Origin of the sequence: Lacinutrix gracilariae, from assembly GCF_042684485.1 — a bacterium.
Classification (GTDB): Bacteria; Bacteroidota; Bacteroidia; order Flavobacteriales; family Flavobacteriaceae; genus Oceanihabitans; species Oceanihabitans gracilariae.
On sequence record NZ_JBHULM010000011.1, the window covers coordinates 1670854 to 1695387 of the forward strand.

General features: G+C 31.6%; 21 protein-coding genes. 4 read left to right on the plus strand and 17 right to left on the minus strand.

Features of this window, described 5'->3' with window-relative positions; translation table 11 throughout:
• Positions 1–2 precede the first annotated feature (2 nt).
• Positions 3–1097 (minus strand): Nif3-like dinuclear metal center hexameric protein, encoded by a 1095-nt coding sequence (locus ACFSSB_RS14305; RefSeq protein WP_379905440.1) that lies wholly within the window; start codon positions 1095–1097, stop codon positions 3–5.
• 138 nt (positions 1098–1235) lie between these two features.
• On the opposite strand from ACFSSB_RS14305, the gene lpxK reads away from it, so the two are divergent.
• Positions 1236–2237: a tetraacyldisaccharide 4'-kinase gene (lpxK, locus tag ACFSSB_RS14310; protein WP_379905442.1), complete on the plus strand. Its 1002-nt coding sequence runs from the start codon at positions 1236–1238 to the stop codon at positions 2235–2237.
• Here lpxK and ACFSSB_RS14315 read toward each other — a convergent pair.
• From ACFSSB_RS14315 to ACFSSB_RS14365, 11 genes are all read right to left on the minus strand, one after another.
• A complete protein-coding gene (locus tag ACFSSB_RS14315; RefSeq protein WP_379905444.1) occupies positions 2230–4461 on the minus strand; it encodes an ATP-binding protein in 2232 nt (743 codons plus the stop codon). The genes lpxK and ACFSSB_RS14315 overlap by 8 nt on opposite strands.
• 46 nt (positions 4462–4507) lie before the next feature.
• On the minus strand, positions 4508–5506 hold the full coding sequence (gene gap, locus ACFSSB_RS14320) for a type I glyceraldehyde-3-phosphate dehydrogenase (RefSeq protein WP_379905446.1): 999 nt from the start codon (positions 5504–5506) through the stop codon (positions 4508–4510).
• Positions 5506–6384, minus strand: a complete 879-nt coding sequence (lipA, locus tag ACFSSB_RS14325; RefSeq protein WP_379905448.1) for a lipoyl synthase — start codon at positions 6382–6384, stop codon at positions 5506–5508. The genes gap and lipA overlap by 1 nt, the downstream gene beginning before the upstream one ends.
• 53 nt (positions 6385–6437) lie before the next feature.
• Entirely contained in the window at positions 6438–7652 is a 1215-nt protein-coding gene (locus ACFSSB_RS14330) for an Nramp family divalent metal transporter (protein WP_379905450.1), read from the minus strand.
• Positions 7652–8200, minus strand: a complete 549-nt coding sequence (locus ACFSSB_RS14335) for an RNA polymerase sigma factor (protein WP_379905452.1) — start codon at positions 8198–8200, stop codon at positions 7652–7654. The genes ACFSSB_RS14330 and ACFSSB_RS14335 overlap by 1 nt, the downstream gene beginning before the upstream one ends.
• Entirely contained in the window at positions 8191–9303 is a 1113-nt protein-coding gene (locus tag ACFSSB_RS14340) for a glycosyltransferase (protein ID WP_379905455.1), read from the minus strand. Before ACFSSB_RS14340 ends, ACFSSB_RS14335 begins: the two co-directional genes overlap by 10 nt.
• 6 nt (positions 9304–9309) lie before the next feature.
• Complete coding sequence (locus ACFSSB_RS14345; protein ID WP_379905457.1) at positions 9310–9513, minus strand: membrane or secreted protein; 204 nt, start codon at positions 9511–9513, stop codon at positions 9310–9312.
• Between the two features lie 113 nt (positions 9514–9626).
• Entirely contained in the window at positions 9627–10421 is a 795-nt protein-coding gene (locus ACFSSB_RS14350) for an anti-sigma factor (protein ID WP_379905459.1), read from the minus strand.
• Entirely contained in the window at positions 10418–10963 is a 546-nt protein-coding gene (locus tag ACFSSB_RS14355; RefSeq protein WP_379905461.1) for an RNA polymerase sigma factor, read from the minus strand. Before ACFSSB_RS14355 ends, ACFSSB_RS14350 begins: the two co-directional genes overlap by 4 nt.
• A gap of 64 nt (positions 10964–11027) precedes the next feature.
• Entirely contained in the window at positions 11028–12041 is a 1014-nt protein-coding gene (gene murB / locus ACFSSB_RS14360) for a UDP-N-acetylmuramate dehydrogenase (RefSeq protein WP_379905463.1), read from the minus strand.
• Entirely contained in the window at positions 12041–13231 is a 1191-nt protein-coding gene (locus tag ACFSSB_RS14365; RefSeq protein WP_379905465.1) for a pyridoxal phosphate-dependent aminotransferase, read from the minus strand. Before ACFSSB_RS14365 ends, murB begins: the two co-directional genes overlap by 1 nt.
• A 118-nt stretch (positions 13232–13349) precedes the next feature.
• Here ACFSSB_RS14365 and ACFSSB_RS14370 point away from each other — a divergent pair, with 118 nt between their 5' ends.
• Entirely contained in the window at positions 13350–14687 is a 1338-nt protein-coding gene (locus ACFSSB_RS14370) for an aspartyl protease family protein (RefSeq protein WP_379905468.1), read from the plus strand.
• A gap of 59 nt (positions 14688–14746) precedes the next feature.
• On the opposite strand, the gene ACFSSB_RS14375 is transcribed toward ACFSSB_RS14370, so the two are convergent.
• Entirely contained in the window at positions 14747–15172 is a 426-nt protein-coding gene (locus ACFSSB_RS14375; protein WP_379905470.1) for a DUF1573 domain-containing protein, read from the minus strand.
• A 251-nt stretch (positions 15173–15423) separates the two neighbouring features.
• On the opposite strand from ACFSSB_RS14375, the gene ACFSSB_RS14380 reads away from it, so the two are divergent.
• Together ACFSSB_RS14380 and ACFSSB_RS14385 are read left to right on the plus strand one after the other, a co-directional pair.
• Positions 15424–18060: a valine--tRNA ligase gene (locus ACFSSB_RS14380; protein ID WP_379905472.1), complete on the plus strand. Its 2637-nt coding sequence runs from the start codon at positions 15424–15426 to the stop codon at positions 18058–18060.
• Positions 18061–18110: 50 nt separating this feature from the next.
• Positions 18111–18914, plus strand: coding sequence for a DNA/RNA non-specific endonuclease (locus ACFSSB_RS14385; protein WP_379905474.1), 804 nt, complete (start codon positions 18111–18113; stop codon positions 18912–18914).
• A gap of 30 nt (positions 18915–18944) precedes the next feature.
• Here ACFSSB_RS14385 and ACFSSB_RS14390 read toward each other — a convergent pair whose 3' ends face one another.
• The 4 genes from ACFSSB_RS14390 to gcvP all read right to left on the minus strand — a co-directional run bounded on the left by ACFSSB_RS14390 (position 18945) and on the right by gcvP (position 24463).
• On the minus strand, positions 18945–19793 hold the full coding sequence (locus ACFSSB_RS14390) for a glycosyltransferase family 2 protein (protein ID WP_379905476.1): 849 nt from the start codon (positions 19791–19793) through the stop codon (positions 18945–18947).
• 89 nt (positions 19794–19882) lie between these two features.
• Positions 19883–20407, minus strand: coding sequence for a methyltransferase (locus ACFSSB_RS14395; protein WP_379905478.1), 525 nt, complete (start codon positions 20405–20407; stop codon positions 19883–19885).
• A 49-nt stretch (positions 20408–20456) separates the two neighbouring features.
• On the minus strand, positions 20457–21515 hold the full coding sequence (locus ACFSSB_RS14400; protein ID WP_379905480.1) for a 3-oxoacyl-ACP synthase III family protein: 1059 nt from the start codon (positions 21513–21515) through the stop codon (positions 20457–20459).
• Between the two features lie 95 nt (positions 21516–21610).
• Complete coding sequence (gene gcvP, locus ACFSSB_RS14405) at positions 21611–24463, minus strand: aminomethyl-transferring glycine dehydrogenase (RefSeq protein ID WP_379905482.1); 2853 nt, start codon at positions 24461–24463, stop codon at positions 21611–21613.
• Positions 24464–24534: the final 71 nt, after the last annotated feature.

Below are 24534 nucleotides of genomic sequence, written 5' to 3' on the forward strand. Positions count from 1 at the left end.
CTTTAAAAATATTGAACAGGATTGGTGTTTGTCTTTGATAAAACGACTGCAAAATTAGTAATTTTTTTTGTAAGATGTGCTACTAAACCGTTTTTTGTGTACTGTTCGCTTTCATAATGTCCGATATCTGCCAATATAATGCTGTTTTCGGCAGAAAAAAAGTCGTGATATTTTAAATCTGAAGTCACTAAAATATCTGCTTTTGAGTGTTTTGCAGCCTGAATAGCAAAACTACCAGAGCCACCAAGAACAGCTATTTTTTTTATTGGTTTATTTAATAAATTCGAGTGTCTTATACAGGAAGCCTTCATTTTCGCTTTTAAATAGGCTAAAAAATCGGTTTCAGGCATGGCGTTTTCAAGCTCGCCAATCATTCCCATTCCTATGTGTTGGTTGTTGTTTTCTAGTGTAATAATTTCATAAGCGACCTCTTCATAAGGATGCGCTTTAAAAAGAGCTTGTAATACTGCAGACTCTGCATGTTTAGCAAAGGTTACAGAAATTTGTGTTTCTGCTTCGGTATGTAGTTCTCCTTTATTTCCTATAACAGGGTTTGCATTTTCATTACCTTGAAAGGTGCCAATTCCTTCAGAATTAAAACTACAGTTGCTGTAGTTGCCAATGTTTCCTGCTCCTGCTTTAAAAAGCGCTTTCCTGATATTTTCGGCTTGCTCTGTTGGTGCAAAAGTAGTTAGCTTTTTTATGGTTTTGGCTTGCGGAATTAATATACGTGTGTTTTTTAGTTGCAATTGCTTGCATATCATGCTATTTACACCTTGCCAAGCATTGTCTAAAGCGGTGTGCATAGAATAAATAGCGATGTCATTTTTTATGGCTTTAATTACCACGCGTTCTACGTATGTTTTTCCTGTAATTTTTTTTAAGCCTTTAAAAATTATTGGATGAAAGCTAACAATAAGATTGCAGTTGTTTTCAATGGCTTCATCCACAACTTCTTCTAAAGTGTCTAAAGTAACTAAAACACCTTTTAATTTTGTGTTTTTGTCTCCTACAAGTAGACCAACATTATCAAAATCTTCTGCGTAAGTTAAAGGAGAAAACTCTTCTAAATATTGAATTACATCTTGTACTATCATAAAAAAATATGTTTAAGTTCAAATATAAATAATTAGTTTCAGCTAGTGGATTTTATTTTTTGTTTATTGTCTCAGGTTACTACATAAAAAAAGTCTTTTCTTTGTATTTTAAATGTAACCACTTGTGATTTTACACTAATGAAATTTTTACGCTATATTTTATTTCCTATTGTACCCATTTACTATGCTGTAACTTGGTTGCGTAATTATTTTTATGATATTGGTTTTTTTACATCTAAATCTTATGATTTTCCTGTAATAGCAGTTGGTAATTTAAGTGTTGGTGGTACAGGAAAAACACCAATGGTAGAGTATTTAATTAGGCTTCTTAAAGATAAAAAACACATTGCTACCTTAAGTAGAGGATATAAAAGGAGTAGTGAAGGTTTTTATTTGGCAGATACCAATGCATCTGCTAAAATGCTAGGAGATGAGCCGTTTCAGTTTTATAGAAAATTTAAAAACGCTATTGCTGTTGCTGTAGATGCCGATAGACAAAACGGAATTTCGCAATTAATGCAACAAGAGCAAGCTCCTGAGGTTGTTTTATTAGATGACGCTTACCAACACAGAAAAGTACAGGCTGGTTTTTATATTTTATTAACTACCTATAATAATTTATATACCAAAGATTGGGTTTTACCAACAGGTGATTTGCGAGAGCCTAGAGCAGGAGCCAAGCGAGCAGATTGTATTGTAGTAACTAAATGTCCTGAAAATTTAAATGCTCTAGAAAAAGAGAAGGTTATAAAGCAAATACAACCTAAGGCTAACCAACAAGTTTTTTTTAGTTCTATACGTTATTCTGATGTGGTTTACTCTGAAAATACAAAGTATAAGCTAGAAGCATTGCCAAATTTTACCTTAGTAACAGGTATTGCAAATGCTACTCCTTTAGTAAATTATTTAAAAGGAAAAGGATTAGATTTTACGCATTTACATTATAAAGATCATTATGACTTTACAGATGAAGATATAGCCTTGTTTAGCGCACAGAAATTTATTGTAACTACCGAAAAAGATTACGTTAGATTGTTGCCTTTTAATTTACAAGATAAAGTGTTTTATCTGCCTATTGAGGTTGAATTAGATAACGCAGAGGCTTTTAATAGTAGTGTTTTAGATTTTGTGTCTACTTAGTAGATATCTCGTCTTTAATTAAAGCTTGGTATAATTTCTTTTCAAAGTCTTCTTGCTTAAAAGGTTTAGATATAATAGCATCAAAACCTGCATCTTCAAATTCTTGCATTTTATCTTCTAGAGTTACAGCTGTTAAAGCAAATATGGTAAGATCTTTATTAAAGCCTTTAATTATTTTAGTAGCTTCAAGTCCGCTAATTCCTGGCATATGAATATCCATTAAAACAACATCATAATTTGTGGTTTTTACTTGTTCAACAGCATCTTCGCCATTATCAACAATGTCACAATTAAGATTCATTTTATTAAGGATTTTTTTAGTAATCATTTGGTTGATTTTGTTGTCTTCAACCACTAGAATTTTTATGGTACTCAATTCTATTTCACTAATATCTTTAAAATAATTCTTTTTGCTTTCTTCCTCTTTAATTACTTCATCTGTATGTTTTAAAGGAATTTCAAAAATAAAGTTAGAACCTTTACCTAGTTCACTTTTTAGATAAATTTTTCCTTTTAAAATATCTATTAATCCTTTTACAATAGAAAGACCTAAACCAGTACCACCATATTTTCTGTTAATTTGAATAGATCCTTGTGAGAAACTTTCAAACATGTGTTCTTGTTTTTCTTTACTTATACCAATTCCGTTGTCTTCTATTTCAAAACGTACCGAATAACTATCTGCAGTTTTATTAATCATATAGACTCTAACCCAAATATCACCATCTTTTGTAAACTTAATAGAGTTGCCAATAAGGTTAATTAGTATTTGAGATATTTTTAGTTGGTCTGCATTAAAGTTTTCAGGTAAGTTTTTATCGTATTCAAAGTGTATTTTTATATCGTTATCTATAGCAGAGTTGTTTAATGCTGCTATAACATTAGCCACTTTCTTTTTTAAATTGAATACTTCTGGTTCAATCTCTACTTTGTTTGCTTCTATTTTATTTATTTGAAGTATATCATTTATAAAAGTTAACAAGTAATCTCCTGAAAATTTCAAAGATTTTAAATGCTGAATTTGTTCTGGTTTAGGGTTTTCATCAAGAAGCATATTACTTAAACCAGTAACGGCATATAAAGGTGTTCTTAATTCATGCGTTACAGTAGACAAAAAGTTGGCTTTGGTTTTAGATGCTAATTCTGCTTTTTCTTTAGCAAGAATTAGTTCGCCATTTTTTTTATGTAACATGTTATTTGTTTTTAACCTAATCCTGTTGTTTTTGTATAAGGATAAGGTTAATAAAGACAAAATGGTAATTAATGCTACACTTAAAATAGCAGTTAATTTGCTAAGGTTTTTAGAGTTTTGAAGTTCTTCAAGATCTGCAGCTTGCTGTCTGTGGTATTCGGTTTGGTTTTTTAATAAAAACTCTACACGTTTTTCTGGTGATACGTTTTGTCTTTTAACATTTAAAAGCGAATCGGAAATCTGAATGTGTTTTTTTAAATATTCATTTGCCAGTTTATAGTTTTCTGTTTTGTGATTTAAATCACTTAAAACTAGGTATCCTTCGCTTAAAATATTGTCAAAATCATTGTTGTTAGCTTCATTAACTCCATTATTAGTAATTTCTATAGCTTTACTTAAGTTGTTAAGTTTAGCGTGAACTATACCAAGGTTTATTTGAGCGCTACTATGAATTTTTTTTAGGTTAAACCTACTAGATAAGGCTAAAGCATTTTCAAAATATAATTTAGCTTTTTTGTAATCTTCTAAAGCTAGATAGGTTTGGCCTTCATTAAGCTCTACTTCTGCAACAAACTCATTTAAGCCTTCTTGTTCAAAAAGATTTTTTGAAGAAGTATAATAGTCTAAAGCTGTAGTGTATTCTTTTTTAGCAACATACACATTACCAAAGGTTTTATAAGATTCTGCAAGGTTAATTCTATCTGCAGCAATACGTTGTGTAGCAACAGCCTGAGTTAAATGCTTGATAGCTTCATTGGGTTCTTCTAAGATATATTGAATTTTTCCAAGCTTAGAATGTATAATTCCTATGCTTTTTTTGTCGCCAATAGTAGTTGCATAAACAAGGGCATTTTCAAGTTCTTTCTGTGCATCAAAGTAGTTTGCGCTTTCTAAGTCTTTTTGGGCTAGCCTAATAAGATTCTCTACATTTTGTTGTATAGATTCTTCTTCTTGAGTAGTAGCTTCTTGCGCAAAGCCACTGTAACTCAACAACATTATAATAGCACATATATAGCAGTTGATTCGGAACATGTTTAAACTGTAATAGTAACAAATATAATTATATATTCGATAAAAGTTAATTATTTATCGATAAATTGCTAATTAAATCAATAATTCTGCTAGAATATCCTGTTTCATTATCATACCAACCAATAATTTTCACCATATTTCCTATAGTAGATGTCATTTGTGCATCAAAAATACAAGAATGGGTGTTGCCTACTATATCTATAGATACTATTGGGTCTTCGGTATATTCTAAAATGCCTTTGTATTTGTTTTGTGAGGCTGTTTTAAAAGCATTGTTAATTTGCTCTATAGTTACTTGTTTTTCAACATTAAAAGTAATGTCTGTAAGTGAGCCATTGGCTACAGGAACTCTAATACCACAGCCACCTATAACGCTAGATAAATCTGGAAATATTTTTGTTAAGGCTTTTGCAGCTCCTGTTGTAGTTGGTACTATAGATTGACCAGCAGCTCTTGCACGACGTAAATCGCGATGCGGTTGATCATGTAAACTTTGGTCTGTAGTGTAGGAGTGTACTGTTGTAATGTATGCTTGTTTAATGCCACAAAGCTCTTTCATTATGGCAATCATTGGTGCAGCATTGTTGGTAGTACACGAAGCGTTAGAAATTATTTTTTCGTTACCATCTAAAATAGATTCATTGACACCTAAAACTACTGTTTTAATCGTGTCATCCATAGGAGGAACGCTTAAAATAACGCGTTTTGCTCCATTTTTTATATGCAGGTTAAGAAGCTCTTGAGTTTTAAATTTTCCTGTAGCTTCAATAACAAAATCTACATGAAACGGTTTCCAATTAATAGATTCTATTTGCTGGTTATTTAATAGCGGAATATTTTTACCATTAACAATGATATGCTCTTTGTTACAAGAAACGTCTTCATGAAAAATGCCATGAATACTATCATATTTTAGTAAATGACTTAAAGTTTTTGTGTCTGCTAAATCATTTATAGCAACTACTTGAATGTTTGGATTGTTTTGTAATAATCTAAAAACACGTCTACCTATTCTTCCAAAACCATTTATTGCAACATTAACCATTAGTTAATATGTTTTTGGGCTTTGTATGAAGAACGAACTAAAGCGCTACTTTCTACATGACGAAAACCTAGAGATAAACCTATTTCTTTATATTCTTCAAATTGATCTGGATTAATAAACTGCTTTACAGGTAAGTGCTTTTTACTAGGTTGTAAGTATTGACCAATGGTAACAACATCTACATCATTAGCTTTTAAATCATGTAATGTTTCTATAACTTCTTCTCTAGTTTCACCTAGTCCTAGCATAATACCAGACTTTGTACGTCTTTGTCCTTGTTGTTTTAGGTATTTTAATACGCCTAAACTTCTGTCGTATTTAGCTTGAATACGTACTTCACGCGTTAAGCGTCTTACGGTTTCAATATTATGCGAAACCACTTCTGGAGCAACATCAATAATTCTATCGATATGTAGTTCTATTCCTTGAAAATCTGGAATAAGCGTTTCTAGAGTAGTTTCAGGATTCATTCTTCTAACCGCTTTTACGGTTTCGCTCCACATAATGCTTCCCATGTCTTTTAAATCATCACGATCTACACTTGTTAAAACCGCGTGTTTAATGTTCATTATTTTAATAGAACGTGCTACTTTTTCAGGTTCATCCCAATCTACAGTTTCTGGTCTTCCTGTTTTTACACCACAAAAACCACAAGAACGTGTACAAACGTTACCAAGTATCATAAATGTAGCTGTACCTTCTCCCCAACATTCTCCCATATTTGGGCAACTTCCTGAAGCGCAAATGGTATTTAGTTTGTACTTGTCTACTAAACCACGAAGTTCTGTATATTTTTTACCTGTAGGTAACTTTACACGAAGCCATTTTGGTTTTGGTTGACGATCTGGCAATATATTTGAAGCAGTTTTTGTTTCCATTTACTTTGTAATTTCTAAGTGCAAAGATACAAAGTATTCTATAAAAAAAGCCTTTATAGAATAGTGATATACCAAATACTAAATCCTATTAAAAATATAATACCTAATATGCTTAAAACATGTAGTGCTTTTGTAGGATGCCATTCTTTAGGAGTATGTTTACCACTAATGAGTATATAGTTTATAATGGCGTAAAAAGGAGCTGTTAAAAAAGATAAAATGGTTGCTATTTTTATAAGTAAACCCATTTCTGAAGCGAAATAAAAAAAGATTATTATACTACCAATAACAAGAAAGATAATCCATGCTAAATACCCTTTGTTAAAAGGCTTGTTTGTTAGTAATTCCATGGTTTTATTCATAGCTCTTGGCGAAGCATCTAATGTAGTTAGTGTCGTGCTAAACATGGTTGTAAACGCAGCAATACCAATTACAATATATGCCCAACTACCAAGACTTTTGGTATACATTTCTATTAACTGATTAGAAAAAACAGCAGCAGAAGCACTAAAAGTATTACCACTATGATACATGACTAAATAGCCGAGTAAAAGAAAACTAATGCCTAAAAATATGGCTACCACATAGCCAATGTTGTAATCTAATAGAGCCGATTTTGGTGTGTATTCTTTTTCGTCTTTTTGTTTTTCAATGGTCCATAAAGATTGCCAAACAGCCACATCTAAAGGTGCAGGCATCCAACCCATAAAAGCAATAAGAAAAGCAATTTCTATACTGTTTTTTGGAAGTACTTGAGTAAACGACAAGCTAGCATCTTGTTTGTAAAAAGCAAAAACAACAGCTATTAGTGTGCTTATGGTAAGTATGATAATGATAATTTTCATTAGCCTATCTAATAACTTATACTTACCTATAAACAGTATGACTAAACAAATGCATAAAATTATAATGGTCCAGGTTTTTAGATCAATAAAATCACCAAAAAGGGTTGTAGCTAAGCCTGCAGTAACAATAGTAACAGCAGCTTGTATGGTAAACATGGTTGCTATGTTGAGTATAAAATAAAAGACCAAAACCCCTTTGCCTAGTTTTTTATAACCATGTAAAAGACTCTCACCAGTTGCCGAAGCATAACGAGGTCCGAATTGAAAAAAAGGATATTTAAATAAATTAACTACCAATAATGCCCAAAGTAAACCAAGTCCGAAATCTGCTCCAGCTCTTGTAGATTGTACTAAATGAGAAACACCAATTGCAGCTCCTGCAAATAGTAATCCTGGTCCAAGTTTTTTTAAAAGCTTTGACATTATTTTTTTTGAATAATTTCTGCTAATAATTTTTTAGCTCTTAAGAGTTTTACCTTAACATTATTAATAGGTTCCTCTAATTTTGTAGAAATTTCTTTATAACTTAATTCTTGAAAGTATCTAAGATTAATCACTTCTTGATAATGCGGTTTTAACTTTTTTATATCGCGAAGTAATTTTGCTAAATTTTGTTCTGTAATAAGTTTGTCTTCCACGGAAGGTGTTTCGTCTAGAATTTGAAACACAGCGCTTTCATCATCTTTAGATATTTGTGTAGAAACCGATCGTTTTTCTTTTCTTAATATATCTATATGAATGTTTTTAGAAATAGTAATCAGCCACGTTTTAAACTTATAATCTGTGTTATAGGTTTCAATTTTATCAAAAGCTTTAGAAAAAGTTTGAATGGTTACATCTTCTGCATCGTTTTCATTTTGAATACGTTTTAACTGAAAACCATAAACGTCATCCCAAAAGGTGTTTAATAAAAAATTAAATGCTTTTTGTTCGTTTTTTTTAGCTTGTTGTATGGCTTCTTCTATTTCCAATATTTAGGTTTTGCAATAAGATTGGTTATAAATATAGTTAATTGCATGCCAATTAAAAAAATCTCTAAAAAAGGCAGGAAAAAAACAAGATCTTTTTCATCTAGTTTTTTAGAAGTTTTGCCAAATACTATGTAGAAAACAAGTAGTCTTAAAGTAAATAAAGGTAAAACTAGTTGCCAAGCATGTGTTGTAATGAGTAGTGTTAGTGCTAAAGACCAAAATAAAAACTGCGAAATATAAAAAAGAGCAAGTAAAGATTTATGTAAAGGCTTGTAGTACTTAGCTGTTGAGACGTGTCTTCTTTTTTGTAAAATCCAGTCTTTAAGTGTTGTTTTAGGATTAGAAATAGTAAAACTATTTTTAGTAAAACAAATACTAGTATTGGTTTTTGTTGCAATTTGATTTATAAATAAATCATCGTCACCAGAGCGCACTTTTATATGGTTAATGAATCCGTTAGCTTTAAAAAACTCTTCTTTTTTATAGGCTAAGTTTCTGCCAACACCCATAAAAGGGATTCCAGATTTGGCAAAAGAAAAATATTGTAAAGCCGTTAAAAGGGTTTCAAACCTTATTAATTTATTTAAAAAAGACTTTTTTATTTTAGCGTAGGCTCCATAGCCCAAGACAATGCTTTTTGAGGTTTTAAAATGCGAAGATATTTCTTGTATCCAGTATTTTGAATTTGGTATACAGTCTGCATCTGTAAATAGTAAATAGTCGTTTTTTGATGCTTTTATACCCAATGTTAAAGCATACTTTTTGTTGCCAAAAAATGCTTCTGTAGGTACAACATTTACTATTTTAATATTGTTGTGCTTTGCAGCAAATTCTTCCATGATGTCTAAGGTGTCATCATGAGAGTTGTCGTTTATTAAAACTACTTCAAAGTCTGGATATTCTTGATTTAATATATGCGGAAGAAATTTCTTTAAATTTTCAGATTCATTTTTAGCGCAAATGATAACTGAAACAGCAATGTTTTTTGGTGTTTCTGTTTGCGGATTTAAAAAAGCAAATTTTGAAAATAAGAAAAGATAATATATTAGTTGAATACCTACTACTGCAATAAATGCGTAGAAGACAATATTCAGTATAATCATGCAGTATTAAGAATGTTGAGGTTCGCTACAATCTTTGTATTGATCTGGAGTTTTACCGCAAAAGCCACAAGATTCTCCTTCTTTATTTAACATAGGGTTTTGGCTAGCACATGTACCTGCAAATTTACCATCTTTTTTTGCCCAAATTTTAATTGCTATTCCTGCTATTGCTATACCTAAAAGTACTAATGTTATTGCTAGTAGTTTCATGTGTGTAATGTTCTAAATTATTTTTACAAAGATACTACTTTTTAAGTAATGGTTATACAAAAAAAGCCTCGCTTTTTAAAACGAGGCTTTTTGATTTTATAGTGAAAAGTGATTTATTTTTTTAAGCTAATTTCTGCTACAGATTTTTCTATAGAAGCGTTTTTATTACCTCCTTTAGGTTCTATTGTTATGTTTAAACCTAATGCGTTTTCTGTATAAGGTAAAGGTATTAGTTGGCTATCAGATTCATTTAATATACCTAAGCTAACCATTTTATCTTGTACTTCTGCCCAAATTTGGTAGCATTGTTCTTCTGGTAGTTGTGGTAAAGAAACCACGTCTATCATAGAAGTTTTATCAATAGGATTTATATAAGCTACAGTTTTTAAATTTTTAGCTCTTTCATTTCCCTTTATAATATATTTTTGGGTTTCTGGATTGTTAAGCTGTTTAAACTGTTGCATAATATCGCTTAACATTTTGTTGTTTTTTTCGATATCACTACGTAGGTCAAAAATTTCATCTGCAATCACATCATTTTCTTGCAGTAGGTCTTGATTGTTTAAGTAAAACATAAGCGTAGATCCTGCAAAAACGAATGCAGCTATACTTGCAGCTATACTAAACTTATACCAAATTCTTTGTTTAGAAGCAGGTTGCTGTAATGTAACCACTGGCTTTTCGTCAAGTTCAGAAAGGATATTGTCTAATAAGCCTTTTGGTGCTTCTATGGCATTACTTTTAGCAACAATCTCTAGATTGCGCTGTAAAGTACTGTATGCATCTTTAACTTCTGGATATTTAGAAATGTAAGCTTCTACCTTAGCAGTTTCTTCATTGCTAGTGCTGCCTACTAGGTATTTGTCTAATAGATCTGAATTTAAAAATGTAATTATTTTATCATTCATGACTTTTTTGTTTCTGGATTGTAAATCTTTTTTAATTCACGTAATCCTATTTTTAATCTTGATTTTATTGTACCAAGCGGAATGTTTAATTCGTCACTTGCTTCTTGTTGCGTCATACCTTCAAAAAAGAGCGCGTTTATTACTATTTGATATTTTTCATCAATGCTTTTTAGATGTTTTTTAATATCAATTACGTCTTGATTTAAACTATTGCTTGTTATTTTATATACGTTAGAATTTTCAATTTGGACTTCTTTACTTTGTTTATTTGATACAGATCTAACTTTATCTATTGCAGTGTTGTATGCAATTCTATATAACCAAGTAAATAGTTTTGCTTTTTTTCTATCATAGGTATGAGCTTTTTTCCAAACCTTGATAAATGTTTCTTGTAAGGCATCTTGTGCTAAATCTGGATCAGAAATAACTTTTGATATGACACCAAATAGCGTATCTGAGTAATTTTGGTACAACAAAGTAATGGCCTTTTTGTCGCCTTCTTTAAGTAAACTAACTATTTGTTGTTCTATTGGTGTGTTCAAAAGGTCTTTTTGTTTAGTGTTTAACTAACTTATATAAAACCAAAGTTATATATTTATTTGATATTTATATAATATTTACTTCTGCTTCTATATTTATATTAAAGATACGATTAATTGTTTGTTGTATTAATTGTGATAGTTTTAAGATCTCTATTCCTTTAGCATCGTTGTAATTTACCAATACCAAAGCTTGGTTTTTATGTACGCCATAGTTACCAAAACGCTTTCCTTTAAAGCCTGCTTTTTCTATAAGCCAACCAGCAGGTATTTTTACAGATGTACTTGAAACTGGGTAGTTGGGTACTTCAGGAAAATTTTCTTTTAATTTTTTAAAATCGTTTAAAGAAATTATAGGGTTTTTAAAAAAGCTTCCGCTATTTCCTATTTCTTTTGGGTTTGGTAATTTGCTTTCACGAATTGCAATTACTGCTTTAGAAACATCTTGAATGGTAGGGTTTTCTACATTCATTTTTTCTAACTCATTCGTGATGGCACCATAATTAGTATGTAAAGTATGGTTTTTTTTGGTGAGTTTAAACGTTACGTTTGTAATGATATATTTTCCTTTTAATTCTTGTTTGAAAACAGAATTTCTATAGGCAAAGTTACAAGCTTCGTTGGTAAAAGTCTTGGTCTTTAGTGTTTCAATTTCTACAGCTTCGCAAGAAACAAAAGCGTCTTTTAGCTCGATGCCATAAGCACCAATGTTTTGTATAGGAGCTGTACCAACATTTCCAGGAATTAAGGATAGGTTTTCTAAGCCTCCAAAGTCATTTTGTAAACACCACAGTACAAATTCATGCCAGTTTTCGCCAGCTTGTGCTTTAACTAAAACCGATGTTTCGTCTTGGCTTACAATGGTTTTCCCTTTTAGTTGAATGTGCATAACTAAAGCATCGATATCTTTGGTGAGTAGCATATTACTTCCTCCACCAAGAATAAACCTTTCGGTATATTCTGGTAGTTGAAGTACGTTTTTTAAATGCGCTACAGAATCTATAGCAACAAAGTGTTTTGCTTTAGCATCTATACCAAAAGTATTGTGCTTTTTTAAAGATATGTTATGTTGTATTTGCACTAGTCTTTATAAACTTTAAGAGCTTCTTTTATAATATGTACAGCTTTGATTAAGCTTTCTTTTTTTAGTACGTAAGCAATACGTATTTGGTTTAAACCAACTCCAGGAGTAGAGTAAAAACCAGCAGCAGGTGCTACCATAACGGTTTCTCCGTTTACGTCAAAGTTTTCTAGAAGCCATTGTGCAAATGCATCACTGTTTTTTACAGGTAGTTGTGCAATACAATAAAAAGCTCCTTTAGGTGTTGCAACTTGTACGCCTTCTATTTTTTGTAGCTCTTCAATTAAAACGTTACGTCTTTCTACGTATTCTTCAATTACATCGTCAAAATAGCTTTGTGGTGTACCTAAAGCTGCTTCACTAGCAATTTGTGCTAAAGTAGGAGGGCTTAGTCTTGCTTGAGCAAATTTTAAAGCCGTTTGTATAACATCTTTGTTTTTAGAAACTAAACAACCAATTCTTGCGCCACACATACTATATCTTTTAGATACAGAATCAATCATTATTGCATGATTTTCTAATCCTTCTTCTTGCATGATAGAGTAGTGTGTATTACCATCATAGGTAAATTCTCTATACACTTCATCTGCAATTAAAAACAAATCATGCTTTTTTACTATTGTAGCAAGTTTTTTAATTTCTTCTTTAGAATATAAATAACCTGTAGGGTTTCCTGGGTTACAAATAAGTATAGCTTTGGTTTTTGGAGTTATCAGTTTTTCAAATTCTTCAATTGCAGGTAATGCAAAATTATCTTCAATTTTAGATATTACAGGAACAACATTTATTCCAGAGGAAGTTGAAAACCCATTGTAGTTTGCATAAAATGGTTCTGGAATAATAATTTCATCATCCACATCCATAATGCTTCCAAAGGCAAAAAGTAAAGCTTCACTACCACCTGTGGTTACAATAATATCATCATGGTTTACCTCAATGTCTTTGTCTGAATAGTAGTTTGCTATTTTTCTTCTGTATTCTTCAGAACCTTCAGATCTTGTATATGCTAAGACTTCCAGAGAGTGCACTTTAACAGCATCTAAGGCTATTTGAGGTGTTTTGATATCTGGTTGTCCAATATTTAAATAGTATATAGTCTTCCCGTTTTTAGTAGCTTCCTCTGCAAAAGGAACTAGCTTTCTAATTGGCGATTGTGGCATTAATTGCCCTTTTTTTGAAATTGCTGGCATCTTATATGTATTAAAGTGCAAAGTTGCGAAAATTAAATCAAAGTTTTTTTAAAAAGTAATAAAATACGGTTTTAAGAAGAAAGATTCGTAAATTGATAAGGGCGTTATTTTTTTTATCATGAAAAGAGTAGTTTTTACTTTTGTATTACTATTTGGGATTTCCTTTTTAGGCTTATCTCAGAGCCCTTTTGTTATTCAAAATAAAAAGAAAACCGATAAGATAAAGTTTAAATTAATTAATAATTTAGTTATAATTCCGGTTAAAATAAATGGTGTAGAATTATCTTTTATTCTAGATACAGGAGTAAGTAAGCCTATTTTATTTAATATTTTTAATGTCAATGAAACATTAAAGATTAAAAATGCTCAAAAAATTGTAATTCGTGGTTTAGGAGAAGGAGAACCTGTTGAAGCTTTGCGGTCTAAAAATAATGTAATACAAATAGGAGAGGCTGTTAGTGTTAATCAAGATTTATTTGTAGTCTATAATTCTAAATTAGATTTTGCGCCAAAATTAGGAATACCAATTCATGGTATTATTGGTTATGATTTTTTTAAAGATTTGGTGGTTAAAATTAACTATGTTTCAAAAACCATAAAGATTTTTGAAAGCGAAACATACAAGCAAAAAAAATGTAAAAAATGCGAAATATTACCTTTGTATTTTTATAATAAAAAACCATATATAAATGCAGAAGTAACTATAGATGCTAAACAAATACCAGTTAAGTTATTAATAGATTCTGGCGGAAGTGATTCTATATGGTTGTTTGAAAATACTTCTTTAGGTATACATGTAAAGGAAGCTTATTTTACCGATTTTTTAGGCCATGGATTAAGCGGAAGCGTTTACGGAAAACGTTCTAAAGTAGATGCTTTTACTATAAACAGTTTTACGTTGCATAATGCTAATGTTGCTTTTCCAGACTCTACGTCTATTTCTTTTGCAAGAAACCATAAAGATAGAAACGGAAGCCTTGCAGGTAATGTTTTAAAAAGATTTCATGTTGTTTTTAATTATAAAAAATCATCCGTTTTACTTAAAAAAAGTAAATTTTTTAATGATGATTTTAGCTATAACAAAAGCGGAATAGAGCTAGAGCAAAATGGTATTAGGTTGGTGCGAGAGAAAGATAATTCAACTAGAATTACCACTTTAAATGACGCTAAGGCCATCAATAATGATGAAACAAGAGTAGTTTACAATGCTAGTTATAAACTTTCTGTAAAACCAGCTTATACCATTGTAGAGTTGCGTGAAAACTCTCCAGCAGAAAAAGCAGGACTACAAATAGGAGATATTGTTTTAAAAATAAACGGAAAAGAAACGTATGGTTTAACACTTCAAAAGTGTACCCAATATTTTTATGAAAAGGAAGGAAAGACAATTAAATTAAAAGTAGATAGATTAGGGAAACAACTAGATTTTAAATTTACATTAAAAAAAGTATTTTAATAAAAAAAGGTTGTTTACTATGCAGTAAACAACCTTTTAAATATTGTGGTTACAGAAATTTAATTTTCCATTACGCTTTTTTTTCTTTTTTCAAGAACACTAGTTTTATCCGGATCAATAACTTCTCCTTTTATTTTTAATGCTACAGTTGGTGTTTCTGCATTAGAAAGTACTGTAATTGTTTTTCTAATAGGCATTACACGTTTGGTGTCATACTTAACTTGTATTTCTCCAGTTTCTCCTGGTAAAATAGGTCCATCTGGTTTTTTGGGTACAGTACAACCACAACTAGAAGATACTTTAGAAATAATTAAAGGTGCATTTCCTGTATTGGTAAACTCAAATGTTCTAACGCCATCTGCTCCTTTTTCTATGGTACCATAGTCTACTGTCGTTTCTTTAAATTCAATTTTTGCTACTTTTTCTTGCGCAGCCATTGAAAAGCTAAATATTCCGATAAATAAAATTGTAATTAACTGTTTCATCTTGCTATTATTTAAATGATTCCTATTCTTTAGTTTTTAAACAGTTGTAAATAAGTTGTTTATTTGGTTTCTGTTTTTAATGTTATTGTAAATCTAACTACTTTTAATACATTCTGCAAAAATATTAGTTGTATTACCTTTAATCTTAATAAAAACATTCTTCTTAAAGGTACATTAAACCGTATTAATATTTTTCAAAATATAAATTATAAGTACTTTTGCATGATATTATTCAAAAACTATTCCAAAGTATGAACATTCCATCAAAATATGATGCAAAAAGTGTAGAAAATAAATGGTACAGCTACTGGACAGCAAATAACTATTTTCATTCTACACCAGACGAAAGAGAACCATATACCATTGTAATTCCTCCACCAAATGTAACTGGAGTTTTACACATGGGACACATGCTTAATAATACCATACAAGATGTTCTTATACGTAGAGCGCGTTTGTTAGGTAAAAATGCATGTTGGGTACCTGGAACAGATCACGCATCTATTGCAACAGAAGCTAAAGTTGTTGCTAAATTAAAGGAACAAGGAATAGATAAAAATGATTTAACAAGAGAAGAGTTTTTAGAGCACGCTTGGGAGTGGACCGAAGAATATGGTGGTGTAATTCTTGAACAACTTAAAAAATTAGGATGTTCTTGTGATTGGGACAGAACCAAATTTACAATGGATGATGACATGTCTGAAGCTGTAATAAAAGTATTTGTTGATTTACACGAAAAAGGATTGATATATAGAGGTTACCGAATGGTAAACTGGGATCCTGAGGCTAAAACTACTTTGTCTGATGAAGAAGTAATACATGAAGAACGTCAAGGAAATTTATACTATATCAATTATAAAATTGAAGGAAGTGATGATACACTAACCATTGCAACCACACGTCCAGAAACTATTTTTGGTGATACTGCAATATGTATTAATCCAGAAGATGAGCGTTTTACATACTTACGTGGAAAGAAAGCCATCGTGCCAATTTGTAATCGCGTTATACCAATTATTGAAGACGAATATGTAGATGTAGAATTTGGTACAGGTTGCTTAAAAGTAACTCCTGCTCATGACGAAAATGATAAAAACCTTGGTGATAAGCACAATTTAGAAGTAATAGATATTTTTAATGAAGATGCTAGCTTAAATAGCTTTGGGTTGCAATTTGAAGGACAAGATCGTTTTGTAGCAAGAAAAACAGTAGCTAAAGAATTAGAAGCTATTGGTGCTTTAATTAAAACAGAAACACATTTAAATAAAGTAGGTACATCAGAACGTACTAAAGCGGTTATTGAACCACGATTAAGTGATCAATGGTTCTTGAAAATGGAAGACCTTGTAAAACCAGCTATTGAAGCAGTTTTAGGAGAAGATGCTGAAATTAAATTATTTCCAAAGAAATTTGAAAATACTTATCGTCATTGGATGGAGAATATTCGCGATTGGAATATCTCACGTCAATTACTTTGGGGACAACAAATACCTGCCTATTTCTATGGCGACGGAAAAGAAGATTTTGTAGTTGCTGAAACTATGGAGTTAGCTCTAGAAAAAGCAAAAAAAGTTACAGGAAAAGCAGATTTAAAAGCCGAAGATTTAAAACAAGATACAGATGCTTTAGATACTTGGTTTAGCTCTTGGTTATGGCCAATGTCTGTTTTTGATGGTATACGTAATCCAGAAAACGAAGAAATAAAATACTACTATCCAACTAACGATTTAGTAACAGGACCAGATATTTTATTCTTTTGGGTAGCACGTATGATTATTGCTGGTTATGAGTACAAAGACCAAAAACCATTCAACAATGTGTATTTAACAGGTTTAGTACGTGATAAGCAACGTCGTAAAATGAGTAAATCTTTAGGAAACTCACCAGATGCGTTAAAACTTATTGAAGATTATAGTGCAGATGGAGTTCGTGTTGGGTTGCTATTAAGTAGTGCAGCAGGAAACGATTTAATGTTTGACGAAGCGCTTTGCCAACAAGGAAAAGGTTTTGGAAACAAAATTTGGAATGCCTTTAACTTAACTAATTTATGGAGTGTAAGTGATGCTATTGAGCAACCAGAATCTAGCAAAATTGCATTAGATTGGTACCAAGCAAAGTTTAGTACAGCATTAGTAGAAATTGAAGACCACTTTAGTAAATACCGTTTAAGTGATGCATTAATGGCAATCTATAAATTGATTTATGATGATTTTTGTGGTTGGTTATTAGAGATAGTAAAACCAGCATATCAACAACCAATTGATGCAGCGACTTACAATAAAGTGATGGCTATTTTTGAAGATAACTTAAAAATATTACATCCATTTATGCCTTTCTTAACTGAAGATATTTGGCAATATATTGCAGAAAGAACTCCAGAAGAAGCATTAATAGTAGCGAAATGGCCAGAAGTAAAGCCAGTAAATGAAGAGATTATTTCTCAGTTTGAGTTTGCTTCGGAAGTAATTTCAGGAATTAGAACCGTTAGAAAAGAAAAGAATATTGCGTTTAAAGATGCTATTGGTTTTTCTGTTATAAACAATGAAAATGTAAATACAGCATTTGATGCAGTAATTGCAAAACTAGGAAACTTAGAAGCTATAGAATATGTGTCTGAACCAGTTGAAGGAGCTTTAACCTTTAGAGTAAAATCTAACGAGTACTTTATTCCTATGGAAGGTGCTATTGATGTAGAAGCAGAAATTAAAAAACTTACCGAAGAGTTAACGTATACTGAAGGTTTCTTAAAATCGGTACAAAAGAAACTTTCTAACGAGCGTTTTGTTGCAGGAGCACCAGAACAAGTTGTAGCTTCAGAAAAGAAAAAAGAAGCAGATGCTTTGGCTAAGATTGAAACCTTAAAAAGTAGCTTAGCTAGTTTAAAATAAAAAATACAATAACCTACAAGGCATGTGAAGTCTTGTAGGTTTTTATTTAAATGAATAAAAAAATATATTCCATAATTGCTATTATAATTCTAGTTGCTGTTTATGGGTATGATGCTTACTTTGATCAGCAAGTAGAAGAACAAGTTGTTGCGCAAGGCGCTACTGCAAAAACAAATACCAACGAGTATTTTTTACCAACTAGTACAACAGGACAGGTTGTACATCATGAAGGCTACAGCTTAAGTTATAGCGAAACCCATGAGCAACCAGAATGGGTTGCCTACGAGTTAAAAAAATCACACTTATCTAATACCAATTTTAAACGTCCATATTTTGAAATAGATAAGGCTGTAAAAACAGGAGCTGCACATTGGCGAAACTATAAAAATTCGGGTTATGATCGAGGGCATCTTTGTCCTGCAGGCGACAGGAAATATAGTCAAGCAGCACATGATGAAACTTTTTTAACAAGTAATATTACTCCGCAAAAGCATGATTTTAATGCTGGTGTTTGGAATAGGTTAGAACAAAAAACACGCTATTGGGCAAATAAGTACGATGGCGTATTTGTAGTTTCTGGAGGAATATTAAATGGAAAAATGAAAACTATTGGTGAGGAGAAAGTAGCTGTACCAAATCAATTTTACAAAGTATTGATAGATGTTAATTCAGGCGAAGCTAAAATGCTTGCGTTTTTGTTAGATCATAAAGAATCTAAAGAGCCTTTATACAAGTTTGTAGTATCTGTAGATGAAATAGAAAAACGTACAGGAATTGATTTCTTTTCTCAATTAGAGGATACTGTTGAAAATAGGTTAGAGGCTTCTGCAGTGTATAGTAATTGGAGTTTTTAAAGGCTTCAATTGTACTTCTTAGTATACCCTTTATTTTAATTTTTTAAGCATTCCGTCCCAACGTAATTTTCTAATAAAAGCACCTTGTTCTTGGGTTACTAGATATTCCGTTTTGTTGTTTTTTGCTTTAAAATAACCAGACATATAATCTTTAAATAAAGCAAAACTTCCTTTTTTGTAAGCTAATTTTAATGCAGAAATAAGTGTAATTGTAAAACCATAACGCATTTTATACATAGCTTCACCTTGCATGTGTTTAGAGGCTTTGTTGTAGCTAATTCCTGTTGGTTTTAAATGCTTTACATGTAGTGTTTCGTCGGTTAGTAATTTCCAATCGTAATATTTAGATAATAGCTCGTCTACAGTATCCCAACCCATAGAAGATTTTAGTTTTCCTATTTGCTCAAAACATTCTTTTTTATAGGCTTTTAATGCACCACGAATATGGTCTTTTCTAGTTAGGTTTTCTAAAACCCATTGGTTGTTTTTTTCAATATAACAAAAACCTGCAGCCATGCCTAGCTTAGGGTCTGCTTGAAAGTGCTTTGCTAATTGTTCTAAGTAGTTTTTAGGAAATATTAAATCTGCATCAAACTTGCAAATTACATCATAATTAGTGTCTAAAATAGTATAGCCTTTATAGAACGCATTTATAATTTTTGTTCCAGGTAAATGCTTGTTAGATGAGGTGGTGTTTATTAATTTTATAAAATGGTATTTTTTCTGAAAGTCTTCAACAATACTTTTAGTGTTGTCTGATGAGTTATCATTAACAACCACTATTTCTTTAGGCTGTAGCGTTTGTTTTGCTAAGGAGTGTAATGTTTGTGCAATATACTTTTCTTCGTTATGCGCAGGAATGACAATAGAAATATTCATAAAACAAATTACAATATTAAAATTCCAAATTCCAAAACTATATTAGTAAGTTTTAAAATTTGGAATTTTGTTTTTTTAGTAGTTGTAGATTAACTAATTTTTTCGGCATACACTATATAATACCTTGGTGTAAACCAACGTAAAATGGGTCTAATTCCAATTTTTTTTGTAGGATTGGTCCATTTTTGTCTGTCTATAATTTTCCATCCTGCTTTTTCTAATAACCAATCTAGTTGCCAATCTTCAAACTCATGGTAATGTCTATCCCATGGATCTGTTTTGCTTCTGTATGCCGAAGAAAACCATAATTTAAGTGGTACACTTATTACAAGTTTATCTGCTTGTATGGCTTTTAAAACAGTAAAAGGAGAGAGTAGATGTTCAAAAATTTCAAAAGCTGTAACAACTGTAGCTTCGGCATTTTCTATGTTTGTCGTATCTAGGTCTAAATCTTCTCCTTTGGTGTTGGTAACCGAATAATTGTTGTTTTTTAAAATTTTAGTAAAAGGATTTTCTATACCTAAATCTAAAATAGATTCTGATTTAGAAATGTGTTTTTCTAAAAATTGATAGGTAAGCTTATATCTTTTATGAGGAAATGTTTGTTCGTACATATTTGTTTTCCGCGTAAGCGCAAACTTTTAAAAGTCCATAATTTTACAACTAGTGCTTGTACACTATGGCGTTAATATTCATACCAGCACCAACACTTGCAAACATAATGATATCTCCTTTTTTTATCTCTTGATTTTCCAGTTTTCCTTTTAAAATTAGGTCGTATAAAGTAGGAACCGTTGCAACACTTGAGTTACCAAGCATGTTTATAGACATTGGCATAATACCTTCAGGCATTTTCATGTCATAAAGCTTGTAGAAACGTTCTACAATTGCTTCGTCCATCTTTTCATTAGCTTGATGGATTAGTATTTTTTTGACATCATTTATGGAGTATTCACTTTTTTCTAAACAAGATTTTAAAGCTAAAGGCACGTTGTTTAAAGCAAATTCATAAATTTTTCTACCATACATTTTTATGTATTTACGATGGCTAGAATCTTCCTGTTTATTGGTTTCGCCAAAATAAATAAAGTGTGCTTCGTCTAAAGCAAAAGTGGCAGCGTTGTGACTAATAATTCCGCCTTCTTCTGTAGTTTCTTCAATAATAACAGCGCCAGCACCATCACTATATATCATAGAATCTCTATCGTGTTTATCTATCACACGAGAAAGGGTTTCAGAGCCTATTACTAAACAGCGTTTAGCTATTCCTGCGTCAATAAATGCTTTCGCTTGAATAAGTCCTTGAATCCATCCAGGGCAACCAAAAAGCAGGTCGTAACCAACGCATTTTGGGTTTTTAATTTGTAATAAATGTTTTACACGTGACGCTATACTAGGTACTGTATCACTCTGCTCTGTATTGTACTTTATATCACCATAATTATGAGCAACAATGATATAATCTAGACTTTCTTTGTCAATTTTAGCATCTGCTATGGCTTTTTCTGCTGCATAAAAAGCAATGTCAGAATTAGTTAATTCTGGTTTTATGTATCGCCTTTCTTGAATACCTGTTATTGCTTTAAATTTTTTAACAATAACTTCATTAGTACTGTTAATTTTAGAGCCGTTTGCATTTAAAAATTCGTGATTATAAAAATCTTCGTTTTTTTCTATGGTACTAGGTATATAGCTACCAGTACCTGTAATCTTAATATTCATAAAAAAAGGATTGCCTTTAATTGTTTAACTGCTAAGATAAGCAGTAAAAAATTAAAGGCAATTTTAAAAGTGTAATAATTTACGATGTTCAACCGTTAATTTACTTCCATATATTCCTCAATAGGAGCACATGTACATATTAAATTTCTGTCGCCAAACGCATCGTCAACACGTCTTACGCTAGGCCAAAACTTGTTGTCTTGTACATAATCTAAAGGATATGCTGCTGTTTCGCGAGAGTAAGGGAAGCTCCAATCGTTAGCAGTTACCATTGCTAAAGTATGTGGTGCGTTTTTAAGTACATTGTTAGCGTCTTCTTTGCTAGCGGCATCAATTTCTTTTTTAATAGAAATTAAAGCATCACAAAAACGATCTATTTCTTGTTTACTTTCACTTTCTGTAGGTTCTATCATTAAAGTTCCTGCAACAGGGAAAGATACTGTTGGTGCATGAAAACCATAATCCATTAAACGTTTTGCTATGTCTGTAACTTCAATTCCGTTAGCTTTAAAAGCACGACAATCAACAATCATTTCATGAGCTGCACGACCACGTTCTCCAGAGTATAAAGTATCAAAATGACCTTCTAATCTAGTTTTAATGTAGTTTGCATTTAAAATAGCAATTTTGGTAGAAGCTGTTAAGCCTTTAGCACCAAGCATTTTTATATAGCCATAAGAAATTAAACAAACTAAAGCAGAACCAAAAGGAGCTGCAGAAATAGCTGTTATAGCATCTTTTCCTCCAGTTTTAACTATTGGGTTTCCAGGTAAAAAAGGAGCTAGTTGTTTTGCAACACAAATTGGTCCAACACCAGGACCTCCACCTCCATGAGGAATAGCAAAAGTTTTATGTAGATTTAAATGGCAAACATCTGCACCAATATTTCCAGGATTAGTTAATCCTACTTGTGCGTTCATGTTTGCTCCATCCATATAAACTTGCCCTCCATTATCATGAATAATTTTGGTGATTTCTTTAATAGAAGCTTCATAAACACCATGTGTTGATGGGTATGTTACCATTAAACAAGATAAATTGTCTTTGTGTAGAATGGCTTTTTCACGTAAATCTTCAACATCTATATTACCTTCTTCTGTAGATTTAGTAACTACAACTTTCATTCCTGCCATTACAGCACTTGCAGGATTAGTACCATGTGCTGAACTTGGAATTAAACAGATGTTTCTATGGTGGTCATTTCTAGATTCATGGTATGCCTTTATAACCATTAAGCCAGCAAATTCTCCTTGAGCACCAGAATTAGGTTGTAATGAAGTTGCAGCAAAACCAGTGATTTCTGTAAGTTGGTCTTCTAGCTCTTTTAAAATAGTAGCATAACCTTTGGCTTGTTTTAAAGGCGCAAAAGGATGAATGCTTCCCCATTCCGGTTGGCTTAAAGGCAACATTTCTGCAGCAGCATTTAATTTCATTGTACAAGAACCAAGAGAAATCATAGAATGATTTAAAGATAAATCTTTACGTTCTAGTTTTTTTATGTAACGCATTAATTCGGTTTCAGAATGGTACGAATTAAATACATCAAGGTTTAAAAAATCTGTAGTTCTTTGTAAATGGTCATCGATGTTGTTTGCTTCTGTAAAAGACGAAATTGTAAATGCTTTTTTGTCTGCTACTTTAGCGAAAATAGAAATGATAGTATTTATATCTTTAACGGAAGTGGTTTCGTTTAAAGAAATAGTAACGGTATTTTTATCTGGATAAAAGAAGTTTACTTTCTTGTCTTTAGCAACTTTGTATACTTTTTTAGCTTTTGTTTTAATTTGAAGCGTATCAAAATACGAAGTATTGGTTTGTTTAAAACCTAATTTTTCTAAAGATTCTGCTAAAGTAGAAGCAGCATTGTGTACTTGGTTGGCAATAAATTGTAAGCCTTTAGGTCCATGATACACAGCGTACATTCCTGCCATTACAGCTAATAATACTTGAGCAGTACAAATATTAGATGTTGCTCTATCGCGTTTTATGTGTTGCTCTCTAGTTTGTAAAGCCATACGTAACGCTCTGTTACCATTAGCATCTTTGGTGATACCAATAATACGTCCAGGAATATCACGTTTGTAAGCTATTTTTGTTGCAAAATAGGCAGCATGAGGACCTCCATAACCCATTGGTATACCAAAGCGTTGCGTGGTACCTAGTACTATATCTGCACCAAATTTACCAGGAGCTTCTAGTTTTACTAAGCTTAAAAGGTCTGCAGCAATAGCAACTTTTATTTGAGCTTCTTGTGCTTTAGAAATAAAAGATTGTATGTCTGTTACTTGTCCGTCTTTACCAGGATATTGAAGTATTGCACCAAAATAGTCTGAAGAAAAATCAAAAGTTTTTTCATCTGCAACAACAAGTTCTACACCAATTGGTTTAGATCTTGTTTGTAATAAAGCAAGGGTTTGAGGTAAAATGTTATCTGCAACAAAAAACTTATTTATTCCAGCTTTTTTTTGTGCTCTATCTCTAACTGCAAAAAGTAAACTCATGGCTTCAGCAGCTGCAGTACTTTCATCTAAAAGTGATGCGTTTGCAAGCTCCATACCTGTAAGGTCTGTAATCATGGTTTGGTAGTTAAGAAGTGCTTCTAAACGACCTTGTGCAATTTCTGCTTGATATGGCGTATAGGCTGTATACCAACCCGGATTTTCTAAAATGTTACGTTGTATTACTGCAGGCAAAATGGTTGGATGGTATCCTAAACCAATATATGTTTTATATACTTTGTTTTTTTTAGCAACCTCATTTAGGTAAACTAAGTATTCTTGCTCGCTCATGGCTTGCTCTAGATCCAAATCTTTTTGTAATCTTATATCATCTGGAATCGTTTCGTAAATAAGTTGATCTAAATTATCTACACCTATGGTTTTTAGCATTTGTTCTTGGTCTTCTTCTCTAGGACCAATATGACGAAGTGCAAAAGTATTTGTATTCATTTTTAAAAAAGTTGTGTTTTGTGGCGCAAAAATACGCAAATAATAAAGGTTTTTAGTTTTGAATTTTGAAA